Origin of the sequence: Streptomyces alanosinicus (genome assembly GCF_014650595.1) — a bacterium.
GTDB lineage: Bacteria > Actinomycetota > Actinomycetes > Streptomycetales > Streptomycetaceae > Streptomyces > Streptomyces alanosinicus.
Genome location: NZ_BMVG01000023.1, coordinates 1 through 22,551, shown reverse-complemented (window position 1 = coordinate 22,551; position 22,551 = coordinate 1). Strand labels below are relative to the sequence as shown.

The 22,551-nt window shown below is 69.1% G+C and carries 20 protein-coding genes; 7 read left to right on the top strand and 13 right to left on the bottom strand.

All coding sequences use genetic code 11. From position 1 onward, the window contains the following. The first annotated feature begins 170 nt into the window (after positions 1–170). Both IE277_RS32325 and IE277_RS32320 read left to right on the top strand, forming a co-directional pair. Positions 171–1,325, top strand: coding sequence for a hypothetical protein (locus IE277_RS32325; protein WP_189957274.1), 1,155 nt, complete (start codon positions 171–173; stop codon positions 1,323–1,325). A 188-nt stretch (positions 1,326–1,513) separates the two neighbouring features. Continuing rightward, a complete protein-coding gene (locus IE277_RS32320) occupies positions 1,514–2,680 on the top strand; it encodes an MFS transporter (protein ID WP_229882117.1) in 1,167 nt (388 codons plus the stop codon). Between the two features lie 169 nt (positions 2,681–2,849). Here the strand turns inward: IE277_RS32320 and IE277_RS32315 are convergent, their stop codons facing one another. From IE277_RS32315 to IE277_RS32270, 10 genes are all read right to left on the bottom strand, one after another. Then, positions 2,850–3,410 (bottom strand): CGNR zinc finger domain-containing protein, encoded by a 561-nt coding sequence (locus tag IE277_RS32315; protein WP_189957272.1) that lies wholly within the window; start codon positions 3,408–3,410, stop codon positions 2,850–2,852. Between the two features lie 137 nt (positions 3,411–3,547). Next, the gene (locus tag IE277_RS32310) at positions 3,548–5,146 is read right to left on the bottom strand and encodes an AMP-binding protein (RefSeq protein ID WP_189957271.1); all 1,599 of its coding nucleotides are present in this window, start codon (positions 5,144–5,146) and stop codon (positions 3,548–3,550) included. Next, a complete protein-coding gene (locus IE277_RS32305; RefSeq protein ID WP_189957270.1) occupies positions 5,143–6,366 on the bottom strand; it encodes a multidrug effflux MFS transporter in 1,224 nt (407 codons plus the stop codon). Before IE277_RS32305 ends, IE277_RS32310 begins: the two co-directional genes overlap by 4 nt. A 67-nt stretch (positions 6,367–6,433) precedes the next feature. Next, the gene (locus IE277_RS32300) at positions 6,434–7,075 is read right to left on the bottom strand and encodes an NAD(P)-dependent oxidoreductase (RefSeq protein ID WP_189957269.1); all 642 of its coding nucleotides are present in this window, start codon (positions 7,073–7,075) and stop codon (positions 6,434–6,436) included. Positions 7,076–7,118: 43 nt separating this feature from the next. Further along, positions 7,119–7,928, bottom strand: a complete 810-nt coding sequence (locus IE277_RS32295; protein WP_229882116.1) for a class II aldolase/adducin family protein — start codon at positions 7,926–7,928, stop codon at positions 7,119–7,121. Between the two features lie 11 nt (positions 7,929–7,939). Continuing rightward, a complete protein-coding gene (locus IE277_RS32290) occupies positions 7,940–9,469 on the bottom strand; it encodes an FAD/NAD(P)-binding protein (RefSeq protein WP_189957268.1) in 1,530 nt (509 codons plus the stop codon). Then, positions 9,466–10,485 carry a hypothetical protein gene (locus IE277_RS32285; RefSeq protein ID WP_189957267.1) on the bottom strand — a complete coding sequence of 340 codons (1,020 nt, stop codon included), beginning with the start codon at positions 10,483–10,485 and terminating at the stop codon, positions 9,466–9,468. Before IE277_RS32285 ends, IE277_RS32290 begins: the two co-directional genes overlap by 4 nt. Then, on the bottom strand, positions 10,482–10,994 hold the full coding sequence (locus tag IE277_RS32280; RefSeq protein ID WP_189957266.1) for a flavin reductase family protein: 513 nt from the start codon (positions 10,992–10,994) through the stop codon (positions 10,482–10,484). Before IE277_RS32280 ends, IE277_RS32285 begins: the two co-directional genes overlap by 4 nt. Before the next feature lie 85 nt (positions 10,995–11,079). After that, positions 11,080–12,609, bottom strand: coding sequence for a 4-hydroxyphenylacetate 3-hydroxylase family protein (locus tag IE277_RS32275; RefSeq protein WP_229882115.1), 1,530 nt, complete (start codon positions 12,607–12,609; stop codon positions 11,080–11,082). Positions 12,610–12,951: 342 nt separating this feature from the next. Continuing rightward, a complete protein-coding gene (locus IE277_RS32270; protein WP_189957265.1) occupies positions 12,952–13,626 on the bottom strand; it encodes a TetR/AcrR family transcriptional regulator in 675 nt (224 codons plus the stop codon). A 183-nt stretch (positions 13,627–13,809) separates the two neighbouring features. Here IE277_RS32270 and IE277_RS32265 point away from each other — a divergent pair, with 183 nt between their 5' ends. After that, positions 13,810–14,394 (top strand): cysteine hydrolase family protein, encoded by a 585-nt coding sequence (locus tag IE277_RS32265; protein WP_189957264.1) that lies wholly within the window; start codon positions 13,810–13,812, stop codon positions 14,392–14,394. Positions 14,395–14,533: 139 nt separating this feature from the next. Beyond that, positions 14,534–14,905, top strand: coding sequence for a BlaI/MecI/CopY family transcriptional regulator (locus tag IE277_RS32260; protein WP_189957263.1), 372 nt, complete (start codon positions 14,534–14,536; stop codon positions 14,903–14,905). Positions 14,906–14,961: 56 nt separating this feature from the next. Here the strand turns inward: IE277_RS32260 and IE277_RS32255 are convergent, their stop codons facing one another. From IE277_RS32255 to IE277_RS32245, 3 genes are read right to left on the bottom strand one after another with little or no spacing between them, the layout of a single operon-like run. Continuing rightward, positions 14,962–15,870 (bottom strand): M56 family metallopeptidase, encoded by a 909-nt coding sequence (locus IE277_RS32255; protein ID WP_189957262.1) that lies wholly within the window; start codon positions 15,868–15,870, stop codon positions 14,962–14,964. A gap of 16 nt (positions 15,871–15,886) precedes the next feature. Further along, the gene (locus IE277_RS32250) at positions 15,887–16,471 is read right to left on the bottom strand and encodes an SRPBCC family protein (protein ID WP_189957261.1); all 585 of its coding nucleotides are present in this window, start codon (positions 16,469–16,471) and stop codon (positions 15,887–15,889) included. 59 nt (positions 16,472–16,530) lie between these two features. Then, positions 16,531–18,807 (bottom strand): MMPL family transporter, encoded by a 2,277-nt coding sequence (locus tag IE277_RS32245; RefSeq protein WP_229882114.1) that lies wholly within the window; start codon positions 18,805–18,807, stop codon positions 16,531–16,533. Between the two features lie 235 nt (positions 18,808–19,042). On the opposite strand from IE277_RS32245, the gene IE277_RS32240 reads away from it, so the two are divergent. The 3 genes from IE277_RS32240 to IE277_RS32230 form a co-directional block, all read left to right on the top strand. Further along, positions 19,043–19,747, top strand: coding sequence for a response regulator transcription factor (locus IE277_RS32240; RefSeq protein WP_189957260.1), 705 nt, complete (start codon positions 19,043–19,045; stop codon positions 19,745–19,747). A gap of 25 nt (positions 19,748–19,772) precedes the next feature. Continuing rightward, positions 19,773–21,197, top strand: coding sequence for a sensor histidine kinase (locus tag IE277_RS32235; RefSeq protein WP_189957259.1), 1,425 nt, complete (start codon positions 19,773–19,775; stop codon positions 21,195–21,197). 242 nt (positions 21,198–21,439) lie between these two features. Further along, a partial coding sequence (locus IE277_RS32230) for an acyl-CoA dehydrogenase family protein (protein ID WP_189957258.1) occupies positions 21,440–22,551 on the top strand: 1,112 nt, incomplete at its 3' end.

Sequence of the window (22,551 nt, the reverse complement as noted above, 5' to 3'; positions counted from 1 at the left end):
AGTTCGAGCCACTAATCTCGGTGCCGCCGTCGCAGAGAACGGAAATCTAATTCCGTATAGCGGAAGAATTTCTGGTGTCACGGTCTCTGCGCGGTCCATTGCGCAGGGCTGACGCCCTGTAGCGGCGGCAGTACCCGAACCACGTCCACTTCCAAGGGGGGAACCGGGACATGAGTACGCGCAGAAACTTCATAGCGGGAGCCGGCACCGCAGCGGCGGCCACGCTCCTGACCAACGTCACAACCTCGGCGGCGAACGCCGCACCGGCAGCGGCTCCGGCCGGCAACGGCGACGTCTCGACCGACCAGCGCACCGCGCGGGACAACATCCTTCAGGTCGACACCGACATGCGCACCAACTACGACATCCTGCGGGTCAACGTCGCACAGCAGCTCAGCCCGGTCATCGTCGTGGAGAACGGCATGCAGGGCGGCAAGTACACCCTCGTCCTGGGCGGTCAGCGGTTCGTGGAAGAGCCGATCTCGGAGATTTTCAAGCTGGCGAAGTCCATCGCCCACGTCCCGCTCGGGATCTTCTCCGTCGTCGCCCCGTACCTCGACGCGCGGATCCCTGACGGGCAGAAGAACATGTACCCGCACGACCTGGCGATGGTCGCCTACGCGGGACCGGGCAAGACGGACTGGGTCGACCCGCTGACGAAGTTCGTCACCGACCTGGACACCGCCCGCCGCACCCTCGAACAGGCCGGACTGCCCGACGACCTGAAGGTCTCCTGTGCGCACATCCTGGACGCCGGGATGACCTACGCCAACGACATCACCCGTCGGCGCACCTTCGACATGAAGGGCTTCGAGGACTTCACCGGCAAGATCGCCGACGACATCAAGACGAACATGTACTGGGCGGCGAAAGTCCAGATCGAGGCGGTCAAGGATCTGTTCGGCCGCTGGAAGGACAAGGTGGGCGCCGACAACTGGCACGAGCTGTACGTGGTCGTGCTGTCGATGTGGACCACCAGCGAACTGAACCAGAACTCCATCATCATCAAGCACCTGATGGACGCCGACATGGTGGACTCCCACCTGATCGACCTGCCGTGCCAGGCGCCGTCGATCGCGAACGCCGTGGACGTGGCCCTGGACAACCTCGCGAGGATCGTCCAGGACAACATCGCCGCCCAGATGGTCTTCTCCACCGACCAACAGCTGGCCGACGCTCTCAAGGGAAAGCCCGACCTGCTGTCGCAGGAGATCCTCAAGCTCCTCGGTGACTCCTCGGCGACCTCGGCGACGGCCGCCTCCCTGGCCTGCCCGTTCCACTCCAAGCTCAAGGCGCAGAAGACCGTCCGCGCAGCAGCGGTCTAGTCCGTACAGACGGCCCCGTGGACGGACGGGGCCGGTGAGCCGCTCCTCCCTTATGTCATGCCTGACTTATGTCATGCGTGACGCCCTGTGGGGGAGCGGCTCGCCCTTTTGCCACCGGGGGAACACTTGTGAAACACCGAAAACATCCGCCTGTCCGCCAGACGACCCTCGAACTTGTCCTGTTCACCGTGAACCTGCGCGCGGCGATCACCGGCCTGCCGCCCGTTCTCGTATCCGTCACCCGCGACGCTCACCTGTCGGGCGCAGCGGCCAGTGTCCTGGCGGCGTTGCCCGTGCTGTGCCTGGGACTGTTCGCCGGTATGACCCCGTTACTCGCCCGCAGGGCGGGCACCTCCCGTACGGTCGCGGCAGCGCTGGTCCTGATCGGCACGGGATGCTTCGTACGGATCCTGCCCGGGGCCGTCGCCCTGTTCGCCGGCACGGTTCTGGCCGGTGCCGGGATCGCCGTCGGCAATGTGCTCGTCCCAGCCGTGGTCAAACAACGCTTCCCCGCACGTCAGGGCGCCTTCATGGGAGTGGCGATGCTGGTGATGGCGCTCTCCGGGGCTCTTGCCGCCGCTCTGGCGGTCCCGCTGTCCGAAAGCAGCGGATGGCGCGGTGCCCTGGCCGTGTGGAGTGCACCGGCGCTCCTGGGAGCCGTTGTATGGGCCACCGGCGGCCGGACGGCGGACGAAGGCGCCCCGGTCTCCGCCACCCGCCGCAGCAACGCCGGTGAGGTGCTGAGGCGTTCGGGGACGGCGTGGTCGGTCGTGGCGTTCCTCGGGTTGGTGTGCCTGATCTTCTACACGACGGTGGCGTGGCTGCCGCAGATCATGCAGGCACGCGGTTACACACCCGCAAGTGCCGGGGCGATGATCTCGCTGCTGCTGGCCCTCGGTATCCCGCTGGGCATGGCCGTTCCCGTCGCAGCCGCCCGCATGCGCAGTCAACGACCCCTGGTCCTTGCCGTGCTGGCCGCGCATGTCACCGGGCTGGGCGGAATCCTGTTGCTGCCCGAGGCCGGCTGGCTATGGGTATGTGTCCTCGGGATAGCCACCGGCAGCGGCTTCCCCCTCGCGGTCACCCTGCTCACGCTGCGCTCACCCGATCCCGAGACCACCGCCCGGCTGTCGGGCATGGCGAACACCGGCGGCTACCTCCTGGCCGCGGCCGGTCCCCTCGCTGTCGGTCTGCTGCACACCGCGACCGGGTCCTGGGCGCTGCCGCTGCTGGTGCTGCTCGCCGTGGCGGTTCCCGAGACCTGTGCGGGGCTGATCGCGGCGCGGCCGGTGTCCATCGGCGTACCCGAGAAGAAGAAGGAGGAAGTGGTCCGGCAGCTCGACACGGTGGGCTGAACACCCTGCTGCAAGGCGCCTGCCCGGCCTGGACCGGGCCGTGCGGGAAGAACAGCTGGTGTGGCGCATCACCTTCATGAAGCGCCGGCCCGAGCGGATTCCCGTCATCGGGCAGCCGGAAAAACTGGAGCCCCTGTCGGTTCGGCCGGCAGGGGCTCCGTCGTGCCGTTCACGTGCGGATCTTGCTGCGGGCGTAGTGGCGGGCGGCACGGACCCGGTTGCCGCAGCGGTCGTGGGAGCACCAGCGGCGGGTGCCGTTGCGGGAGGTGTCCAGGAAGTACAGGCCGCAGGCGTTGGCGCAGGCGTGCAGGCGGTGAGATTTCTCGGTGATGAGGCTGACGTAGTTGTCGGCGGCGAGATAGCCGAGAAGGTGGGCGGGGTCGTCTATGTCGAGGTGGTGGGTGATGCCGGCGGGAGTGAGTTCGCGGCGGGTGCGGCCGTGGACGAGGAGACGGTTGAAGCGTTCGAGGGCTGCTGGATCGCCGGGGCGGGCGAGGAGGCGGGCGAGGCTGTCGCGGGCGTCACGGATGATGGTGAACGCGTACTCGTCGCTGAGACGGTAGATGTCGGGATAGTGGGTCAGTGCGGGTGAGGTGTGCAGCCATCGGTTGAGGGCGGCCCTGGTGTTGATCAGGTCGTGGTGTCCCCGGGGGTCGGTGTAACGGGTGTTGACGAGGTCCAGGGCGAGGGGCTCGGCGGGCAGGGGACGGGGGTCGTTGTACTGGGGCATGACGGAAACCTTTCGGCGGGAGAACACGGAAGGTGCGGCAGCCTCCGGCTGGTTCCGGAAAAAAGGGGCTGCCGCACCTGAAGGAGAGGGGGAGGGCTGCGCGGTGGTCGGGGCAAGGGGCCGCGCAGCCCTCCCGGCTAGTGGAGGACGGGTGTCCAGGTGGGGTGGGTGGAGGCTTCGAAGCGTTCCCTCAGGGGGGCGCGGCGCAGCTTTCCGATCCCGGTCTTGGGAATGTCGTCCTTGCCGACGGCCAGCAGGTGGGCGCCCGTGATGCGGAAGCGTTCGGCCAGCAGGGTGCGAAGTGCTTCCAGGTCGTCGGTGGTAGGGGTTGTGCGGGGGTGGAAGAAGACGGCGAGTCCTTCACCGGCGGAGGTCGTGACCGGGGTGGCGACGGTGTAGGTGGGGTGGACGAAGCCGAGTTCCTCCACGGAGGCTTCTATTTCGTGGCCGTGGTAGGTGACCCCGGCGATGGTGATCTGATCGTCGGCGCGGCCGGTGACGGTCAGGACGCCGTCGCTGATGTAGCCGAGGTCACCGGTCTTGAACCAGCCGTCCGAGGTGAAGGACTGCTTGTTCTGCTGCGGGTTCTGGTAGTAGCCGTGGGAGACGGCAGCGCCGCTGACCTGGACGTGGCCCACCGTGTTCTGTGTGACGACGGTGCTGTCGTCGGCGGTGATACGGATACGGGTGCCTGGCTGGGGGCGGCCGACGGGCACGTAGCGGCCCTCGGTGTGCTCACTGAACCGGCAGTCGGTGACCCCCGAGGATGTCTCCGACATCCCCCATCCCGGATACATGGCGTCCGTGGGCAGGCCGTGGGGAGCCAGCAGCTGCTGGAAGCGGTGAATCACCTCGGCGTGGACGGGTTCCCCGCCGTTCATGATGTACGTGAGGCGGCTGAGATCCCAGGGATGTCCGGTGACATGCCCGACAGCGTCGTTGACGAGCGCGAACGCATAGTTGGGCGCCCAGGTGCAGCTGATGCGGTGGGTGTGGGCGGCTTCCAGCCAGCGCAGCGGCTGGTCGAGGATCCACTGCTGGGGCGCGTGGACCTGGTAGGCGCCGAGGCAGGTGTCACGGGTGTGGAACATGACCAGGCCGCCGACGTGGTCGAGCGGCATCCAGTTCAGGGTGCGCTGACGGTGGTCGAGACGGTTGGTGTGGGCGGTGGCCGCGCTGCGCGCCAGGATGTTGGCGTGGGTGAGGGCTACCGCCTTGGGGGTGCCGGTGGAGCCGGAGGTGAGCAGGAGGACGGCGACATCCCCGGGATCGGCCCGGTGATGTCGCGCGTCGGGTGTGTTGCGCAGCAGACCTGCCATGTCGCCGGCCCAGGCGGAGGTGTCCTCGGGCGGGGTACGGCCGGTTCCGGTGACGATCCGGGGACACCCGTACAGGGACCACACCTGTGCCGCCAGACCGGGGGTTGCCGCTACCGGCAGAGGGATGAAGCCGCCGAGGATGCACGCCCAGTAGGCGCAGATCAGTTCGGCAGGATCACTGATGTCCAGCAAAAGGACGTCACTGGGACGGGTATGGGTGATACGCAGACCGGCAAGGACGCGTCGGGCGCGGTCCAGGAGCTGGGTGTAGGTGTAGGCGGTGCGGGTGCCGTTTTCGTGGAGGTGGACGATTTCCTGCCGGCCGTGGCGGGCTGCGGTCTGTTCCAGGGCCTCGGAGAGCGTGGCAGCGGCGGGAGTGCGGGCGGGCCCGCCGTCCAGAAGCGCGGGGCGGCTCACCGTGCGGCCTCGACAGCGACGGGCCGCAGGTCGGCAGGGTCGGGGTCGGGGCGCGTGATCAGCGTGAAGGAGGCCAGCGCGGCGATCCCGAGGGCCGCGGTGGTGATGCCCATGGGCAGGGCGGAGGTTTTCCCGGCGAGTCCGACGAGGGGGACCATCGCGGCGCCGATGATGTGCTGGAGGAACCCGATGAGGGCGGCTGCTGCTCCGGCGATCTCGCCGTGGTTGTTCATCGCCAGAGCCATGGAGTTGGGCATGACCAGGCCGACGGAGGTGACGATCACGAACAGGGAGACCAGCAGCGCGGGCAGCGGGGCGTGAGTGACGGCGCACACGAGGGCGCCGACGCCGCCCAGAGCGGATCCGCTGACGCCGAGGCCCAGCAGGCGGCGCGGTCCGCTCTTGTGGACGATTCTTCCGCCCGTCTGGGCGGCGACGACCAGGCCGAGCGCGTTGATTCCGAAGACGTAGGAGAACGCCTGCGGAGACATGTGATGGATTTCCTGCAGGACGAACGGGGAGCCGGCGATGTAGGCGAACATCGCGGCGAACGCGAAACCGCAGGACAGCATGTAGCCGACGTACTGACGGTCCTTGAGGAGACGGCCGAACACGGGTCCGGAGTCGGTGGGGGCGGTCCGGGCCTGGACGGGGTGGGTTTCGGGCAGGAGAAGGGTGCAGGCGAGCAGGATCACCGCGCCGGCGGCCGTCAGGGCGAGGAAGATGCCACGCCAGTCGGTCATCCGCAGGAGTTGTCCGCCCGCGACGGGGGCGAGAATGGGGGCCATGCCGGTGACGAGCATCAGCAGGGAGAACAGGCGCGCGGCCTGGACTCCGGTGTGCCGGTCGCGGACGATCGCGGAGGCGATGACGATACCGGTGGCTCCGCCGATTCCCTGAAGCAGACGCAGCACGACAAGAGTCCATACGTTGGGCGCCCAGGAGCAGGCCAGTGCCGCGGCGACGAACAGCAGCAGTCCGGCGAGCAGCGGGCCACGCCGTCCCAGCCGGTCCGATATGGGGCCGGCGATCATCTGGCCCGAACCGAGACCGACCAGACATGCCGTCAGGGACAGCTGGGTGGCGGATGCGGTGGCGTTCAGGTCGTCGGCGATCTGCGGAAGGGAGGGCAGGTATGTGTCGTTGGCGAGGGGGCCGAGCGCGGTCAGTGCGCCGAGGAGGATCGCGAAGCGGGCGGTGCCGCCGGTTCGTTTCGTCATCGTCTTTCTCCGGGGAAAGCCCCCGGCCCGCATACGGGGCCGGGGACGGTGTGGAGGTGCTTGAGGGTCAGTAGGCGAGGCTGATGCGGGCGCGCAGGGCGCGCGGGGTCTCGATCTCGTCCGCGAAACCGATGGCGAAGTCAGCGATGCTGATCCTGGAATCGCCGTTCTCGTCGGTCAGGAGCTGGTCGCCTCCCCGGCGGTAGTGGCCGGTGCGGGTACCGGGCTCGATGAGCTTCGGGGGTGAGACGAACGTCCAGTCCAGGTCGAAGACCTGCCGGTACAGCTCCAGTGCCTCACTCTGGGCGAGAGCGTTGGCCTTCCACATGGCGGGGAAGTGAGGGGAGTCGATGACCTTCACGCCGGGGGCGGTTTCGAGGCTTCCGGCGCCGCCGAGGACGACGAGGCGCTTGACGGTGGTCTGGCGCAGGCCGGTGATGAGGGCCGTGGTGGCGCCGACGATGATGTCGTGGTCGTCGTCGGATCCGTCGTGGCGGGGGCCGATCGCGGAGACCACGGCGTCATGGCCTTCGGCGAGTGCGGCGATGGTCGCGGCGTTGCGGACGTCTCCGGCCTTGGCGGTGTAGGTGCCGTTGGTGGTGGTGTTCCCGGTGCGGGTGACACCGGTGACGGCGTGTCCGCGTGTGATGAGTTCGTGAGTGATGGCCGAACCGATGTTCCCGGAAGCGCCGAACAGAAGGATTTTCATGGGTTTTCCCTTCGGATGACAAACGTGGGGGCGCGGGAGCGTCTTAGTTTTCATTGAGGAAATCGGGCTGGTCGTGGGTGATCTCGTCCCACAGCAGCTCGAAGCTGAAGCGGGCCAGTTGGGCGTCGCCGAAGCCGTCGGCGGCGGCCTGGGCCTGAGGGGCGGTGAATGTCTTCGGGGTGCCGGCGGCGTGGGCGAGCAGCTGGATCCGAGCGCAGCTGTCGTAGGTGAAGAACCGGTGGACGGCCTCTTCCAGCGAGCCGCCGACGGTGATCAGCCCGTGGTGGCGCAGCAGGATCGCCTGGTTGTCTCCTGCGTGTGCGGCGATGTCGCGGCCCTGTTCGACGGTGATCGAGGGGCCTTCGTAGGCTTCGTAGAGGTGCTGGCGGTTGTGGAACGCGGCTGATTCCTGGTCGATCGGTTCCAGCAGCAGGCCCAGTGCGCCCAGGGCCCGGGAGTGTGCGGTGTGGGCGTGGGCGGCGGCGTGCAGGTGCGGGTAGCGCTGGTGGATCGCGGCGTGGATGACGAACGCGGACGGGTTGACCCGGCGGGATCCCCACACCACACGGCCTTCGGTGTCGACGCAGATCAGATCGGCGACGGTGACCCGGTTGAAGGACACACCGAAGGGATTCACCCAGAACCGGTCGTGGTGCTCGGGGTCACGGACGGATATGTGTCCGGATATTCCTTCGCCGAAGCCCTCCCTGCCGAACAGGCGCAGGGAGGCGGCCAGGCGCTGTTTGACGTGGCGGCGGTGTTCGGCGGGGGTGGCGAACGTGGGATCGGCGGGGATGGGCAGCCCGGTGGCGGTGTCGGCGAGGAAGGCCGGCCGGTCGTCCGTGGTGCTCACAGATGGTCCTTTCAGGCAGGCAGCAGAGCGGTGCCGGTACGGGTGGGGCTGGTGTGGTGGGCGCGGATCGCTTCGGTGATGTCGCGGGCGCGGTCGACCAGGGAGGGGATGCCCCAGGTGAAGAAGAGGGCTCCGGCGGCGAGGTCACCGAGGGCGTACAGGCGCGGATCGCCGTGTCCGGCGACACTCAGGCGGCTGGTGGCGCGTTCGATGGCGAGTCCGCCATAGGGGTTGATGCTGGCGTTGCGGGAGCGCAGAAGGGAGGCGATCAGGCGCTGCGCGGCGTGCGGAATGCGCTGGCGGGACGGGCTGACGGTGTTGATGACGGTGTCGGCGTCGAACTCGCCGGTGCGGGTGGTCAGAGTGAAGCCGGTCTTACCGGCCGGTTGGATATGGCGCAGCCCGGAGCGCACATCGAGCTGTCCGGTGTCCGCGAGGGACAGCAGCAGGGCGGCCGAGGCGGGCGGCATCGGACAGCACAGGCTCATCAGGGTGCGGTAGTGGGTGCGCAGCAGCTGCTGTTTGTCCCTGTCGCACAGCAGCGGCCACAGGTCGGGCCCCGTGTCGGGAATCGCGCGTTGCAGGATCCTCAGGGCCAGGTCGGGGTCGTCCACCTGGTCCAGCTGACGGCGCAGGCGCGGGAGAGCAGGTTCGGTGAACACCGAGGTGATCTCCTGCAGCACGCGGGAGGCGTCGGCGCCGGTTTCACGGAGTTCGGCACGGCACAGTTCCACGAGTTCGGTGACCGTGATCTCGGTGCCCGTGGCGGTGAGGGCCTGGACGCGGGACTGGGTGAGGTTGTGCACGGTGAAATCGGCGGGCCGCTGGCGCACGGCGGGAAGTACGCCGTGGCGGGACGCCAGGGTGATGGTGCCCTGGTGTCCGGTCGCGGCGAGGTAGCGGACGGTGTCGACCGCGGTCAGCCCCGACCCGAGGATGACGACATGGTCGAAAGCACCGATGGTGTGCAGCCGGTCGACGGCCGGGTAGGGGTCCGGGATGTAGCCGGACGCGCCGTCGAGGCTGTAGATGTCCTCGGGTGCGCCGCGTCCCACACACAGCACGGTGTAGTCGAAGACACGGGCGCGTCCGTCTTTCGTCTGGAGCATGACGCGCTCGGCGCAGCGGGACGCGGAGGTGACCGGGGCGCCGATCAGATCGATACGCCAGCCCTTGCGGCGCAGTCGGCCCATGGCGCTGTAAGCGGTGTGTTCGAGGTATTCGCCGTACACGGTGCGGGGTACGAACCGGGCCCCGGAGTGCGGGTCGGGTTCGGTCCGCGTCCGGGTGACGCGGTCGCGGCCGGCGAGCCAGTACGCGAAATGACCGGGGTCACCCGCGCGTACCGACATGTCGGCGGGCACCATGTTGATGGTGAGGGTTTCGGTGTCGACCTGATAGGGGCGTCCGCGCCACAGGTGCGGGGACGGCTCGAACACGGTCAGGGAGCCCGGTGGTACATCGGCTGTGGCGAGCGCGTCGATCAGGCACACCGCTGCTGCGCCGCCTCCGACGACGGCGATGGACAGTTCGCCGTTCACTGTGTTTCACCGGCCGGGGCGGAATAGAAGTCTTCCAGGGAGACGGTGAAGTCGTCGCGGCCGGGGCGGTAACGGATGCAGTACCGGCGGGGGTAGAACCCGGCCTGCTGCCATGCGGCGGGCTGGTTGATGCTGTAGCAGCCGTTTTCGTTGGTGTGGTCGGCGAGCCCCTCGAACCACTTCTTGGTGATCATCGGCTCCTCGAACAGCAGATTCCCGTCCCAGTCGCCGTACATGAAGGTGTGGGTGAAGGGCTGGCCGTGCCATTCGGGGGAGTCGTCGGTGTCCATGAGGTGGTTGCCCATGGCGCCTTCGGCGGCTTCCTTGTGGTCCATGTATCCGGCCGGCATGTACGGCGCGTCGAGGGGCTTGGTGGCCTTGGTGTAGTCGTCGCAGTTGATGACGAGTCCGCACGGGCCGGTACGGATGGAGTCCCGGACCGACTTGGGCTTGAGGTAGAAGTGGAAGTCGAGGTGGGGGACGTCGTAGACGCCGGGCAGGCCGTGGCCCAGCGGGTTGTAGTTGACCAGCACCCACTTCGTGGACAGTCCCGGCGCGGCCGTGGTGGTGTCGGGGAGGGCGAGGGGGTGTTCGTAGCCGCCGACACATTCGGTGTTCTGGTCGATACGGCCGTCGCCGTTGACGTCGTAACAGTGGTGACGGTCGTTCATGTCGGTGGGCAGCCCGGCGAGCGCGTCGTGGGTGAAGGCGACCCCGACTGTGGCAGGGCTGCCGTCGTCGTTCAGCTGGGTGTAGGAGCGCAGGGAGCCGTTGCCGAGATCCTGTTCGGGGCCGAAGGAAGCGCAGGGGCCTTCATAGGAGCGGGTGTGCTCTTCGAGGCCGGCGGCGGCCTGTGCGGAGACGGTGGTCGTCTTCCCGCCGTCCATGCTGTCGGTGACGCACATGACGGTCGTGGTGGCACCGGTTGCATCGGCGGCGTTGGCGGTGGGGACGGTCAGGGCACTGGTGGCCACCAGGGCGACGCTGATGGCGAGGAGACGGGTGCGGCGGGTCATGAGGCGGCGCTTTCGGAGTCGAGGCGGTGAAATCCACCACCGAGGAAAATCAGCGGAGTACCGGCCGGTTCGTCGGGGATGCCCAGGGTGATGGCTTCACCGATGACCTGGACGTGATCGCCGACCGTGTAGTGGTCGTAGTAGCGGCACTCCATCCAGCCGGCCGCGTCGAACAGCAGCGCTCCCGTTCCCACACCCGCATGCGTGCGGACGTGGCGCAGCATGCGGTCGCGTTCGGGGCGCCGCCCGGCGAAGGTGCGGGCGGTGTCCTCCGCGTCGGCGCCGAGGATGGAGACGGTGAAGACGCGGGAGGCGAGGACGTCGGCGAGGAATTCGGAGTCCGCGCGGAAACTCAACGAGACCAGGGGCGGTGTGAGGGAGAGGGAGGACAGGGAATTCACGGTGATGGCGTTGTGGCGACGGGCGCCGGCACGGGTGGGGCGCCAGGTCGCGGCGATACAGACGCCGGTGGCGAAATGCCGCATGACACTGCGCAGGTCTTCGCTCACAGGAGGAACCTCCAGGGCAGGGGAGGAGGGCAGCCGGGCACCGGCGGGGGAAGGAAACGGTGCCCGGCTGCGTCTGGGCGGCTCGTCAGGAGCCGTCGGCCCATCGGCCGGTGGTGAATCCGTTCAGGTCGTAGTCGCCCATGGCCTTGTCGACCTGGGCGCCGTAGGAGTCGAGCAGCCCCATGGCGCGCGCACCGGTGAGGGTGTCCAGGCGCACCTGGTCGGGTCCGCCCGCGTAGTTGAGTTCGTACAGCTCATGGCGGGCGCCGAACTCGCTGCCGATCGCGTCCCACGCCAGCTTGAACAGCTTGATCCGGTCCTCGGCGCTCCCGGCCGATCCCCGGTAGAAGCGGTCCAGTAGCGGGCGCAGCTCGGTGTTCTGCAAGTCCTTGTTGCTGGATCCGGTCATCAGCAGCGAGCCGGCCAGGTGCTCCTCGAAGAAGCGATGGACGCGTTCCCAGGACAGCGGGGCGAGGACACGGTGGCTGGCGGCGTACTCCAGACGCGGCAGGACCGTCCCGGCCGGCCCCTCTTCGGGGTCCATGGCCATCGCGGTGGTCATCGCCCATGTCAGGTGACGCCAGGCCAGGAGCTCACCGAGACCGGCCTGTACACCCCTGAAGCCCTGGGTGCCGTTCATGGCCGTGCCCTTGTCGAGGATCCCCGCCATGAACTCCAGCTTCACCGCCATGCGGATGGCGCCCTGGAAGAAGCCACGCGACAGCAGCCCCGAGCGGGGGAAGTACTCGTGGATCTTCTCGGTGTCCCGGTAGATCAGCACGTTCTCCCACGGGATGAACGCGTTGTCGAAGATCAGAACCGTGTCGTTCTCGTCGAACCGCGACGACAACGGGTTGTCGAACGGGGAAGTGGCCTTCTTCTCGTACGAGGACCGGCAGATCACCTTCAGACCGGGAGTGTTCATGGGCGCGATGAACGCCAGCGCCATGTCCTCGGCCTTGCCCTTCTGCAGGTTGCCCAGGTGGATCTGCCCGACGAACGCGGCGTTCGTCAGCGCGGACGCGGTCGCCATCAGCTTGGCGCCCTCCACCACGATGCCGTCGTCCCGCTCGGCCACGACCTTGATGAACACGTCCCCGATCTCGTGGGAAGGCTTGTTCCGGTCCACCGGCGGATTGACGATCGCATGCGAGACAGCCATGCCCTGCTTGACGTACTTCTCGTACCAGGCGCGGGCGTTGCCGTCGTAGGGAGCGTAGAAGTCCTGGGTACTGACCAGGCCGGCCATGAACGAGGCCTTGTAGTCCGGGGTGCGGTTCATGAACCCGTAGGACAGCCGCGCCCAGTGTTCGATGGCGTCGCGGGCCTTCAGCAGTTCCTCGGCCGAGTGGGCGGGGGTGAAGAACCGGTGGACGCGGTGGCCGGTGTACCGGTCCACGGTCGTCATCAGGTCTTTGGTGTCCGGCGCGTGCAGGGCGTCGTACAGGTGCGCGGAGGACTTCGCGGCGTTGGCGAACGCGGGGTGGGCGGTGACGTCCTTGACGATCTCGCCGTCCAGGTAGACCTGGCGGCCGTCGCGCAGGCTCTCCAGGAAGGAGTCCCCCGTCATCAGCTCGTTCGGTGCCTCGTCTGGTGTGGGAGCAGCGCTCATCATGAATCCCCTCCGAAAGAAACGGACATGCGGGAGAAAAGGCGCGCCTTTGCGAGCCGGAAGGGACAGAACGGCTGATGGCGTCCCCCGTGACGCACTTCTCCCGCACAAATGCGGCGAACACCTCAAGGGCGACTCAAGTCCCCCTCGTGTGTTTACGAAGCTAACACATGATGTAAGCGTTGGTAACAGATCCTGGATCCGGCAAACCGGAGAATTCGTGCACCCGCGCAGCGGAACGCCCCCGTCCACCCCGCCTTCGTGGCTTTCCCGGCCAACGAAAAAGCCCCGTCCCGGCAGGACAGGGCCACATCACGCCACCACGGCGAAGAATCTTCAGAAAAACTACGCACCCAGCGAACGCGACACCTCCTCGATCACCTCCTCCCGCACCGCCACCGTCCCCGACAGTGTCCCCACCAGCGCGCGCGCCAGCACCGCCACCGCTCCCAGCCGCTCGTCCGCCACCTGCTCCATCTGGCCTGTCACCTTCGCGATCACCGCATCACGCACCACCTGTGACATCGCCGCCTCCCCGAACAGCTCGGGAAACGACAGCATCATCAGGCACACCCCCACATTCGCGGCCAGCACCGCCTGACCCGCCACCGCCGGCGCAAGACTCAGGCGTCCCACCGCGCTGCACCGCTCCAGCACCGACAGCAGCAACGCCTGTGCTTCCCCCACCGCCTGTGGCTTCGGATCCCCCGCCGGAGCGAACATCAGCCGGTACAGATGCGGATTGTCCAACGCGAACCGCACATGCGCATCCCATGCCGTCCGCAGATCCGCCACCGGATCCTCCGTGCGCGGATTGCGCCGCTTGTTGGCCAGGAACCGCTCAAAGCCCTGGTCCGCCACGGCCGCCAGCAACCCCTGCTTGCCCCCGAACTGCCGAGAGATCTCCGGTGCCCCCACCTGCGCCTTCGCGCAGATCGCCCGTGTGGAGATCTCCTCCGCGCTCAACGTGGCGAGCAGCTCGGACGTGGCGGCCAAAATGCGTTCTCTCGCTGTCGACATGACTCCATGCTAACAGTTTTCGCATACCCCGCTAACGTCCCTGACCAGGGAAATCATGCTCACCGCGCAACCGGGGTCAGTCTCTCCATGTATGTTCCGCTTACGTTCTGTGTTAGCGTTGTCAACACTGCGGGGCGCCTCACCAGCGCACCCGCCACTCCGACACACCTTGAAGAGGACCCCATGGCCACGACCACCCTGCGCCAGCTCAACAACCTCGATGAGACGCCCGCCTCCCTGGCCGAGGCCACCGTCATCCTCATCGACTTCCAGAACACCTACACCTCCGGCACCATGGAGCTGGACGGCTGGGCCGAGGCCGTCGCCGAAGGAAAGAAGCTCCTCACCGCCGCCCGCCAGGCCGGCGCCACGATCATCCACGTCCAGGACCAGGGCTACGAGCCCGAGACCGAGGGCGGAAAGATCATCGCCGACGTCGCCCCCATCGACGGCGAACACCGTGTCATCAAGTCCGTCCCCAACGCCTTCCACAACACCAACCTCGCCGAACTGGTCGAGAAGGCCGGCCATGAAAACCTCGTCCTCGCCGGCTTCATGACCAACATGTGTGTCCTGTTCACCGCTCAGGGTGCCTTCCTCAACGGCAAGCGTCCCACCGTCGTCGCCAAGGCCTGCGCCACCCGCGCACTGCCCACCACCGCCGCGGGCCAGGAGCACATCAGCGCCCAGCACATCCACGACGGCGCCCTGGCCACCATCACCGAGCTGTACGGGGTTGTCGTCCCCACCACCGGCGACCTGAAGTGACCTGATCACTCCTTTGTGAAAGGGCGCCCCTGCTCCGGCCGGGGCGCCCTTTTTGCCGCGCCCCGACGGCCACGCCACCGGTGGCCGCCGACCCTCTACGATGACTCGCACGATCGCGGGGCAGAGGGAGACGCGGGGCATGCGACGGCTGGGGGATCTGGAGGCGGAGATCATGGACCGCCTGTGGAGGTGGCAGCGCCCTGCGACCGTGCGCGAGATCGTGAACGACATCAACCGCACACGGCCCGTCGCCTACACCACCGTGATGACCGTGGCCAACATCCTGCACGGCAAGGGCTGGCTGCTGCGCGAGCAGAAAGAGGGCCGCGCCTGGCTCTATGAGCCGGTCCGCACCCGGGAGGAGTATGCGGCCGCGCTCATGGAAGACGCCCTCGGCGCCAGCGAGAACCGCCCCGTGGCGCTGAGTCACTTCGTGGACCAGATGTCGTCCGCCGAGATCGACGCGCTTCGCACGGCCCTGCGCAACGTCGGGAAACGCACCGGCACCTGAACGTGGACCGGCAGGCCCTCGCCCGGCCGGAGGCGCCCGGCCTCACCCTCCGCCGGTCATCCGCACGTCACCAGCAGCGGCAGCACCGGAGCCGTCACCGACGCCAGCACGATCCCCAGCCAGGCGGCGCGATGCGGCCTGGGGTGCGGGGTCAGCACGCGCCGCAGTCGGACGACGACGTCCGATCCGCTCGCGCCCAGTGCCGCCTGCGGCGCTCGCCCGGCCGCGACCTCGTACATCGCGGTCGCCAGGGCGTCCCGGGAGTGATGCCGCAGGGCGCGGTCGTCCGCGACCATCTCCAGCAGCAGGTACGTCTGCTCCTTGGCATGACGTGCGAGCGGCAGACCGCGGAAGGCGTACGAGAACGCGTCGACCAGCATCTTCACCACATGATGTCTGCCCTCGACATGAGCACGCTCGTGCTCGAGTACGGCCCGCAACTGTTCCTCGGTGAGGACGTCCACCGCGCCGCGCGTGACGACCACGTGGGCGCGGCGTCCCCCCAGGCAGTACACCGCCGGCACGCCGTGGTCGACGATGGTGGCGCCGTACTCGGGTGCCGGCTCACCGACCAGAGCGAGCAGGTCCAGCTGTCGGTCGCGAGCGCGTCGGGCCCGCCAGGCGTATCCGGCCAGAGAGCCGGCCGGGAGCAGCACGACGACGAGGGGGGCCGCGATCACGAGCGCCTCACCGACGGCGGGCAGATGCTCACCCGCCGACGGGTCATCCGCGCCCAGCGCACAGGCGGCGAACAAGCCGGCCAGCCCGTCGTGCACATGATGGTCGGTCATCGCGAGGTGATACACCGAGAGGGCGCCGGCGACGACGAACGTGGCCATGAGGCCCTGCCACGCCAGCACCGCAAGGCCCGGTGCGCGATGCGCCCACCGGGCCCGAGCCAGCCGTGGCGGCACGGTGACACCCACCAGGACCGCGTAACCGGCCAACCCCACAGCTGTGATCATGAGCTGCTCCGCCTCTTCACCGCTCGAAGCGCCGAGCGTAACGCTTCCGCAGCACCTCCTCGATGCCGAGATCTCCTTGCGGACTCCCCTCCCGCCGCGAACCGCCGTCCTTGTCCCCACTGGTGCTCGAGGCGTCGCCCGCAGCCTCCGCCGCTTCCGCCAGCGCCTTGAGCCGGGTGAGGGTGCGCTGGATGTTACGGCGGTTGAGAGCTGCCCGGTCCAGGACACCGGTGGCCGGAAGCGACACGGCGCGCAGCAGCGGTCCCCGGTGATCACGGGTGCTCTCGGTCACCCGGCAGCCGCGGTCGGTGGGCACGATGTCGTAGCGCCAGTCGGACACCGGCCTTCCGAACAGGGTGACGCGGAAGGCGAAAAAGCGGTCGGGCGTCGCCTGGGTGACCGTGGCGGTGGTACGCCACACCAGGGGACCGCGGCGGTTGGTGCCGCGGAACCGCTCGCCCACGCGTACGGTGAACCGGCCCGGCGTGACACGGCACTCGGCGACGAAGGCACGCCACTGGGACAGGTCGGTGAGCAGTCGGTAGACGGTACCCGGCCGGGCATGGACATGGACGCTTCCGATCGCGGTCGGCTCCTGCATCGGTTGCCTCTCCTCGTCGGCAGGTGACCCGCCCCCGACCCGGGCCACCCGAAAGCGGCTCAGGCTTCCTTCAGGCCCAGGCGTTCGTGCAGTCGCCGAAGGGGCCTCGGTGCCCACCAGTTGGCGCGGCCTGCCAGACGCATCACGGACGGGACGAGCAGCCCGCGTACCACGGTGGCGTCCACGATCACGGCCGACGCCAGTCCGACGCCGAGCAGTTTGAGGATGGTGAGGCCCGAGGTCGCGAATGCCGCCATCACGGTTGCGAAGAGCAGGGCGGCGGCGCTGACCAGGCGCCCGGTGCGCTCCAGACCGAGTGCGACGGCGCGGGTGTTGTCGCCGGTCGCCACATACACCTCCCGGATGCGGGAGAGCAGGAAGACCTCGTAGTCCATGGACAGGCCGAAGACGACGCAGAACATCAGGACCGGCATGCTGATGTCGAGCAGGCCCGTCACGCTGAAGTCCCCGACGAGCCAGCGCAGATGGCCTTCCTGGAAGACGTACACCATCGCCCCGAAGGTCGCGCTGAGGCTCAGCAGGTTGAAGACGACGGCCTCGACCGGGATCAGCAGACTTCCGGTGAACAGGAACAGCAGCACCAGGGTCGCTCCGGCGATGATCAGCCCGGTCCACGGCAGCCCGGCGGCCAGCGCGTCGCGCGTGTCCACCAGCAGGGCGGCCTGCCCGCCGACGAGGAGGCGCCCCGGCGCACCCTCGGCCGCGCGAAGCCGCTCGACGAGCCGTGCACCCGCGTCGGAGTACGGTTCGACCGAGGGGACCACCGACATCCAGGTGGCACCCGGGGCACGGAAGCGGGCGGACGCCGGGCCGGCCCCGGCGACCTGCTTCCCGCCCGCGTACGACCCGGTCGCGGCGTCCACCCGGGAGACCCCCGGGAGCGTGGAGGCCCGGGCCGCGTAGGCGCGGACGCGATCCGCGGACGTGGTCGGAAGGACCACGGACAGGGCCGAGTTCTCCCGGCTGTCGAAGTCGTCCCGTACGACCTGGGCCGCGACGTGGGCGGGCGCGGAAGCGGGCAGTTCACGGTCGTCGGTGATGCCGAACGAGGCCCGGGTGAACGGCAGTCCGAGGGAGACGAGCAGCACCACGACGGCGAGCGCGAAGAGCGCGGGGCGGCGCATCACGGCCGTGGCGAGCCGGTGCCAGAAACCCGTCTCCCCGCCGGCCTGCCCTGCGGGACGGCGCTCGCGGCCGCGCCGGAGCAGCCGGTGCACGTTCCAGGCGTCGACCCGGCGTCCGAGCAGGGCCAGCAGGGCGGGCAGCACGAGGACGGCACCGAGCGCGGCCAGCGCGACGACGGCCATGCCCGCATAGGCGAAGGAGCGCAGGAAATACAGCGGGAAGACCAGCAGCCCGGCGAGCGAGAGCGCCACGGTGACCGCCGAGAAGAGGACGGTACGGCCGGCGGTGCGTACGGTCTCGGCGATGGCCTCGGGGACGTCCTTGCCGCTCGCCAGCTCCTCGCGGTAGCGGGTGACGATGAAGAGGCTGTAGTCGATGGCCAGGCCCAGCCCCAGAGCGGTGGTGATGTTGGTGGCGAACACCGACACCGAGACCACCATGGACAGCAGCCGCAGGACGAGGAAGGTGCCGAGCACGGACAGCAGGCCCACGGCGAGGGGCAGCGAGGCGGCGACCGCACTGCCGAAGACCATGAGGAGGATCAGGAGGGTCGCCGGGGCGGTGATGGCCTCCGCCTTGGCCAGGTCCTGTTCGCTGCGCTTCTCGATCTCCACGGAGACCTGGGCGGAACCGGTGACCGTGACGTCTAGGACGCCCTGTTCTCCCCTGACCTGGGGGACGAGTCGCTTGGCGGTGGCGCGGAAGTCGTCCTCGCTGCCGCCGAGCCGGACCAGCACGAGGGCGGAGCGACCGTCCTTGGAGCGCAGCGGGGCCGCGCCGGGCATGGTCCAGTAGGACCCGGTGGAGAGTACTCCCGGGGCCTTGGCCACCCGTTCGGTCAGGGCGCGCCCCGCCGCGGCCGCCTCCGGATCGTCCACGGAGCCGGGCGCGCGGGCCAGCAGCACCAGGTTCGGCACGCCGGTCCTGAAGCGGTCGGCCAGGACGCGTTCCGCCTTGGTGGACTCGGACTTGGGGTCGGTGAACCCTCCGCTGGACAGCCGCTCGGCGACGCCACCGCCGAAGACCGCCGCGAGGGCCATCACCACGAGCGTGAGCAGCAGGACCGGCAGCCGTCTGCGGGCCACGGACCGGCCCAGGGCGGCCAGCCGGGAGGGTGGGCCGCCGTCGGGTCCGGCGGGGGTGCCGGGCGCCTCGTTCTCGGGCGTGGATCGGGTCGATGTGTCGCTCACGACAGCTCCCTGCGACGGAAGGGCCCCACGGCTTCGAGCGCGACGGGCTGCGGATGCCGCCCGGCCACCGCGGAGCAGGTGTTTTCCGACGGTAGGAGGGGGTCAAGCAGCTCATTCACAGGCGCAGTTCAGGGGAACTGCAATTCTCCTTGCACCCGACTACGACTAAGCTCCTTAGCAGTTGGCTCACGGGGGCCGGACCACGGCCCTGCCGTACACGGGACACGGGGGACGGATGAACATACTGGTGGTCGAGGACGACGCGCGGGTGGCCGACGCGCTGAGCAGCGCACTGGGCATGCGGGGACATCATGTCGTCGCCGTGCACACCGGCGCGGAGGCGCTGGAGCGCCTGCAGGAGTGCGAGTTCGTCCTTCTCGACCTGGGACTGCCCGACCTGGACGGTGTCGAGGTGTGCAAACGCATCCGGGCGCGGTCGGCCGTACCGGTCATCGCCCTCACCGCCCGCGCCGAGGAGATCGACCGGGTGATGGGCCTGCACGCGGGCGCGGACGACTACGTCGTCAAGCCGTACAGCGTGCATGAACTCAACGCCCGCATCGAGGCCGTGGCCCGCCGCTCCTGCCGCTGCGGGCTGGACGGCCGCGGGCACGATCCCGACTGCCACGGCGGCGCGCAGGAGGTACTGGCCGTCGGCCCGCTGCAGTTCGACCTGCGCGGCCGCGCCGCCCGACTGGACGGACGGACCCTGCAGCTCACCCGCAAGGAATTCGACCTGCTGGTGATGCTGGCGGAGGACCCCGACACCGTGCACACCCGGGAGGCGATCATCTCGCGCGTGTGGGACGAGAACTGGTTCGGCTCGACCCGGACCCTCGACGTGCACATCGGAAGCCTGCGCACGAAGCTCGGCGGCTACGAGTGGATCGAGACCCTGCGCGGGGTCGGCTTCCGGCTCGGCGCGTCGGCCAGGCAGTGAGCACACACACCGGGAGGTGTCGGCCGTGCGCCGCCGTCTGCTGATCACGTACCTCTCACTGACCGCGGTACTGCTGCTGGCGCTGGAGGTCCCGCTCGCCCTGAGCCTTGCGATGAACGAGTTCCATCACCTGGCCATCGCCCAGGTCAACGACACGGAGAAGCTGGCCGCCGCGGCGTCCCGCACGGCCACTCCCGCGTCGGACGCCTCCTGGGCCGCCCGGGCCACGTCCTACGGCACACACACCCACAGAACGGTCCTGCTCCTCGACGCACAGGGGGAGATCGCCCTCTCTACCCGTCCCGGCACCGCGATCGAGCGTGCCGAATGGCGCCGGACGGTACGGCGCGCCCTGGACGGCAACCCGAACCTTCCGCTGGAGTACCCGTTCAACCTCTCCGCCGAGCCGCTGCTCGTCGCCGCGCCCGTCTTCGAACACGGCTGGGTGATCGGTGCGGTCGTCACCATCTCGCCCACGACGTCCCTCCGGGCGCGGGCGCTGGGGCAGAACGCGCTGCTCCTCGGTGTCGCGGCAGCGGGTCTGCTGGCAGCCGCGGCGGCCGCCGTACCGCTGTCGCGGTGGAGCCTCGGCCCGGTCCGTCAGCTGCACCGGGCCGTCGGCGCCATCGCGCAGGGACGGTACGACACGAGGGCGTCCGCCGAGAGCGGGCCGGCGGAGATCCGTGAGCTCGCAGCCGCCGTGAACACCATGACCGACCGGCTCGTCGCGCTTCTGGAGGCCCAGCGCAGCTTCGTCGCGGACGCCTCGCACCAACTGCGCAACCCGCTCTCGGCGCTGCGGCTGCGGATGGACGTGCTGGAGTCCGCGGTCACCGAGGCCGGACGACCGCATCTGGAGCAGGCGGTCGAGCAGGCGGTGGAGGAGGCCGAACGGCTCGGCCGGATCCTCGACGAGCTGCTCGCGCTGGCCCACGCCTCCGAGGCCGACAGCGGAGCCACGCCCGTGGAGATGCGCTCGGTGGCCGAGGCGCGCGCCCGTGCCTGGAGCCCGCAGGCGGCGGCCACCGATGTGACCATCGTGGTCAAGGGCGAGCAGGTGGTGGCCTGTTGCCAGCCCGGCATACTCGACCAGGTGCTGGACGTGCTGCTGGACAACGCCTTGGGTTTTTCCCCCGCCGGGGGACGGATCACCGTGCGCACCTGGGTGGACGACACCCGCGCGCGGGTGACCGTCACGGACGAGGGGCCGGGCATGACGGCCCAGGACGCGGAACGCGCGACCGACCGGTTCTGGCGCGGCGAGCAGATCGGGAACCGGTCGGGCTCCGGGCTGGGTCTGGCCATCGCCACCACGCTGCTCGAAGTCGGCGGCGGCCGCCTGTCGTTGTCCTCCGCCGAGCCCCACGGCCTGGTCGCCGAGGTGGACCTGGCGCGTGACATACCCGGCGTGGCCGCACTGACCCGCAGCGACGCCGGCGGGCGCTCGTGACACATGTGGCCCGCCGCACGGCCGGCTCTGGGTTGCCTCTTCTGCGGTGCGGCATACCTGCGGCATACCTGCGGCATACCTGAGGTTGCCTCCTGTGCCGTACGCCAGAAGTGGTGCAAGCCTGCGACCGGCCAAGTGCAGACATGTCTGCACACGAGCTGAAGCTCCTCTGAAACGCGGCTGCACCTGGTGCTCATAGCGTCGTCTTCCGTCAGACCGAACATGTGCACCAAGGGGGAAACATGCGGTTTCTGCGCACTGAGCGCACCGCGTTGGAAGAGCTGCTGCCGGGGCTCGACGCCACGCTGTCCGACCACGACTGGGACGTTCTGGAGCGTCCCGGGAGCCCCGCCTTCGAGGCGTTCAGGAAGGCCGGCGGACCCGCCCTGCTGGTGCCGTCCGAACACGCCGGTACCGGAGCGGACCCGGTCCAGGCCGTCCGCGTCCAGCGCGCCGTGGCCGCCCGGTCGCCCTCGCTGGCCGTGGCCACCACGATGCACCACTTCTCGGTGGCCGGTCTGGTGGAGACGCACCGCGCCAACCAGGGCCTGGAGTGGATGCTGCTGGAGGGTGTCGCCCGGGACGGCCTGCTGCTGGCCTCCGGATTCGCCGAGGGCCGGCCGGGCCGGCACATCCTGTCGCCGACCATGCGTGCCGAGCGGACGGCGGACGGGCAGATCCTCGTCTCCGGCGCCAAGAGGCCGTGCAGCCTGGCCCGTTCGATGGACCTTCTGACGGCTTCGGTGACCGTGCCGCTCGCCGAGGGCGAGGGCACACAGATGGCCGTCGCGCTCGTTCCCGCCGGCTCGGACGGCATGCGGGTGGAGCCCTTCTGGACGACACCGGTGCTCGCCGGAGCGGAGAGCGAGGCGGTGGTCCTCGACCGGGTTCCGGTCCCGGAGGACCTGCTGGTGCGGATCACCCCCGAGGCGGCCGGCGGTCTCGACGCGCTGCAGACCGCGGGCTTCCTCTGGTTCGAGCTGCTGATGACCGTCACGTATCTCGGCGCCGCGAGTGCGCTCGCCGAGCGTGTGCTGCTCGCGGACCGGGCCTCGGTGACCGAGCAGGCGGCGCTCGTGACGGAGCTGGAGGCCGTGATGGGTGCCGTGGAGGGCATCGCCTTCCGCATGGCGCACGGCTTCTCGGGGCAGGAGGCGCTGGCCGCGGCGCTGGTGTGCCGGTACTCCGCACAGGACGCCATCGCCCGCGCGGTCCTGCGCTGTGTGGAGTCGCTCGGCGGTATGGCCTTCATAGGCGACCCGCAGGTGGCCTACCTCGCCTCCTGCACCCAGGCCCTAGTAGGGCTTGGTCAGGTTCACTCGCCAGTGGCGTGTCCGTTTGATCGGGTGGCTCG

Excerpts from the sequence above, each read along its gene's own strand:
- IE277_RS32305 (WP_189957270.1), bottom strand. The coding sequence starts at position 6,366 with ATGACGAAACGAACCGGCGGCACCGCCCGCTTCGCGATCCTCCTCGGC.
- IE277_RS32265 (WP_189957264.1), top strand. The coding sequence starts at position 13,810 with ATGGCCACGACCACCCTGCGCCAGCTCAACAACCTCGATGAGACGCCC.
- IE277_RS32325 (WP_189957274.1), top strand. The coding sequence starts at position 171 with ATGAGTACGCGCAGAAACTTCATAGCGGGAGCCGGCACCGCAGCGGCG.
- IE277_RS32300 (WP_189957269.1), bottom strand. The coding sequence starts at position 7,075 with ATGAAAATCCTTCTGTTCGGCGCTTCCGGGAACATCGGTTCGGCCATC.
- IE277_RS32275 (WP_229882115.1), bottom strand. The coding sequence starts at position 12,609 with ATGATGAGCGCTGCTCCCACACCAGACGAGGCACCGAACGAGCTGATG.
- IE277_RS32285 (WP_189957267.1), bottom strand. The coding sequence starts at position 10,485 with ATGACCCGCCGCACCCGTCTCCTCGCCATCAGCGTCGCCCTGGTGGCC.
- IE277_RS32255 (WP_189957262.1), bottom strand. The coding sequence starts at position 15,870 with ATGATCACAGCTGTGGGGTTGGCCGGTTACGCGGTCCTGGTGGGTGTC.
- IE277_RS32250 (WP_189957261.1), bottom strand. The coding sequence starts at position 16,471 with ATGCAGGAGCCGACCGCGATCGGAAGCGTCCATGTCCATGCCCGGCCG.
- IE277_RS32270 (WP_189957265.1), bottom strand. The coding sequence starts at position 13,626 with ATGTCGACAGCGAGAGAACGCATTTTGGCCGCCACGTCCGAGCTGCTC.
- IE277_RS32315 (WP_189957272.1), bottom strand. The coding sequence starts at position 3,410 with ATGCCCCAGTACAACGACCCCCGTCCCCTGCCCGCCGAGCCCCTCGCC.
- IE277_RS32240 (WP_189957260.1), top strand. The coding sequence starts at position 19,043 with ATGAACATACTGGTGGTCGAGGACGACGCGCGGGTGGCCGACGCGCTG.
- IE277_RS32260 (WP_189957263.1), top strand. The coding sequence starts at position 14,534 with ATGCGACGGCTGGGGGATCTGGAGGCGGAGATCATGGACCGCCTGTGG.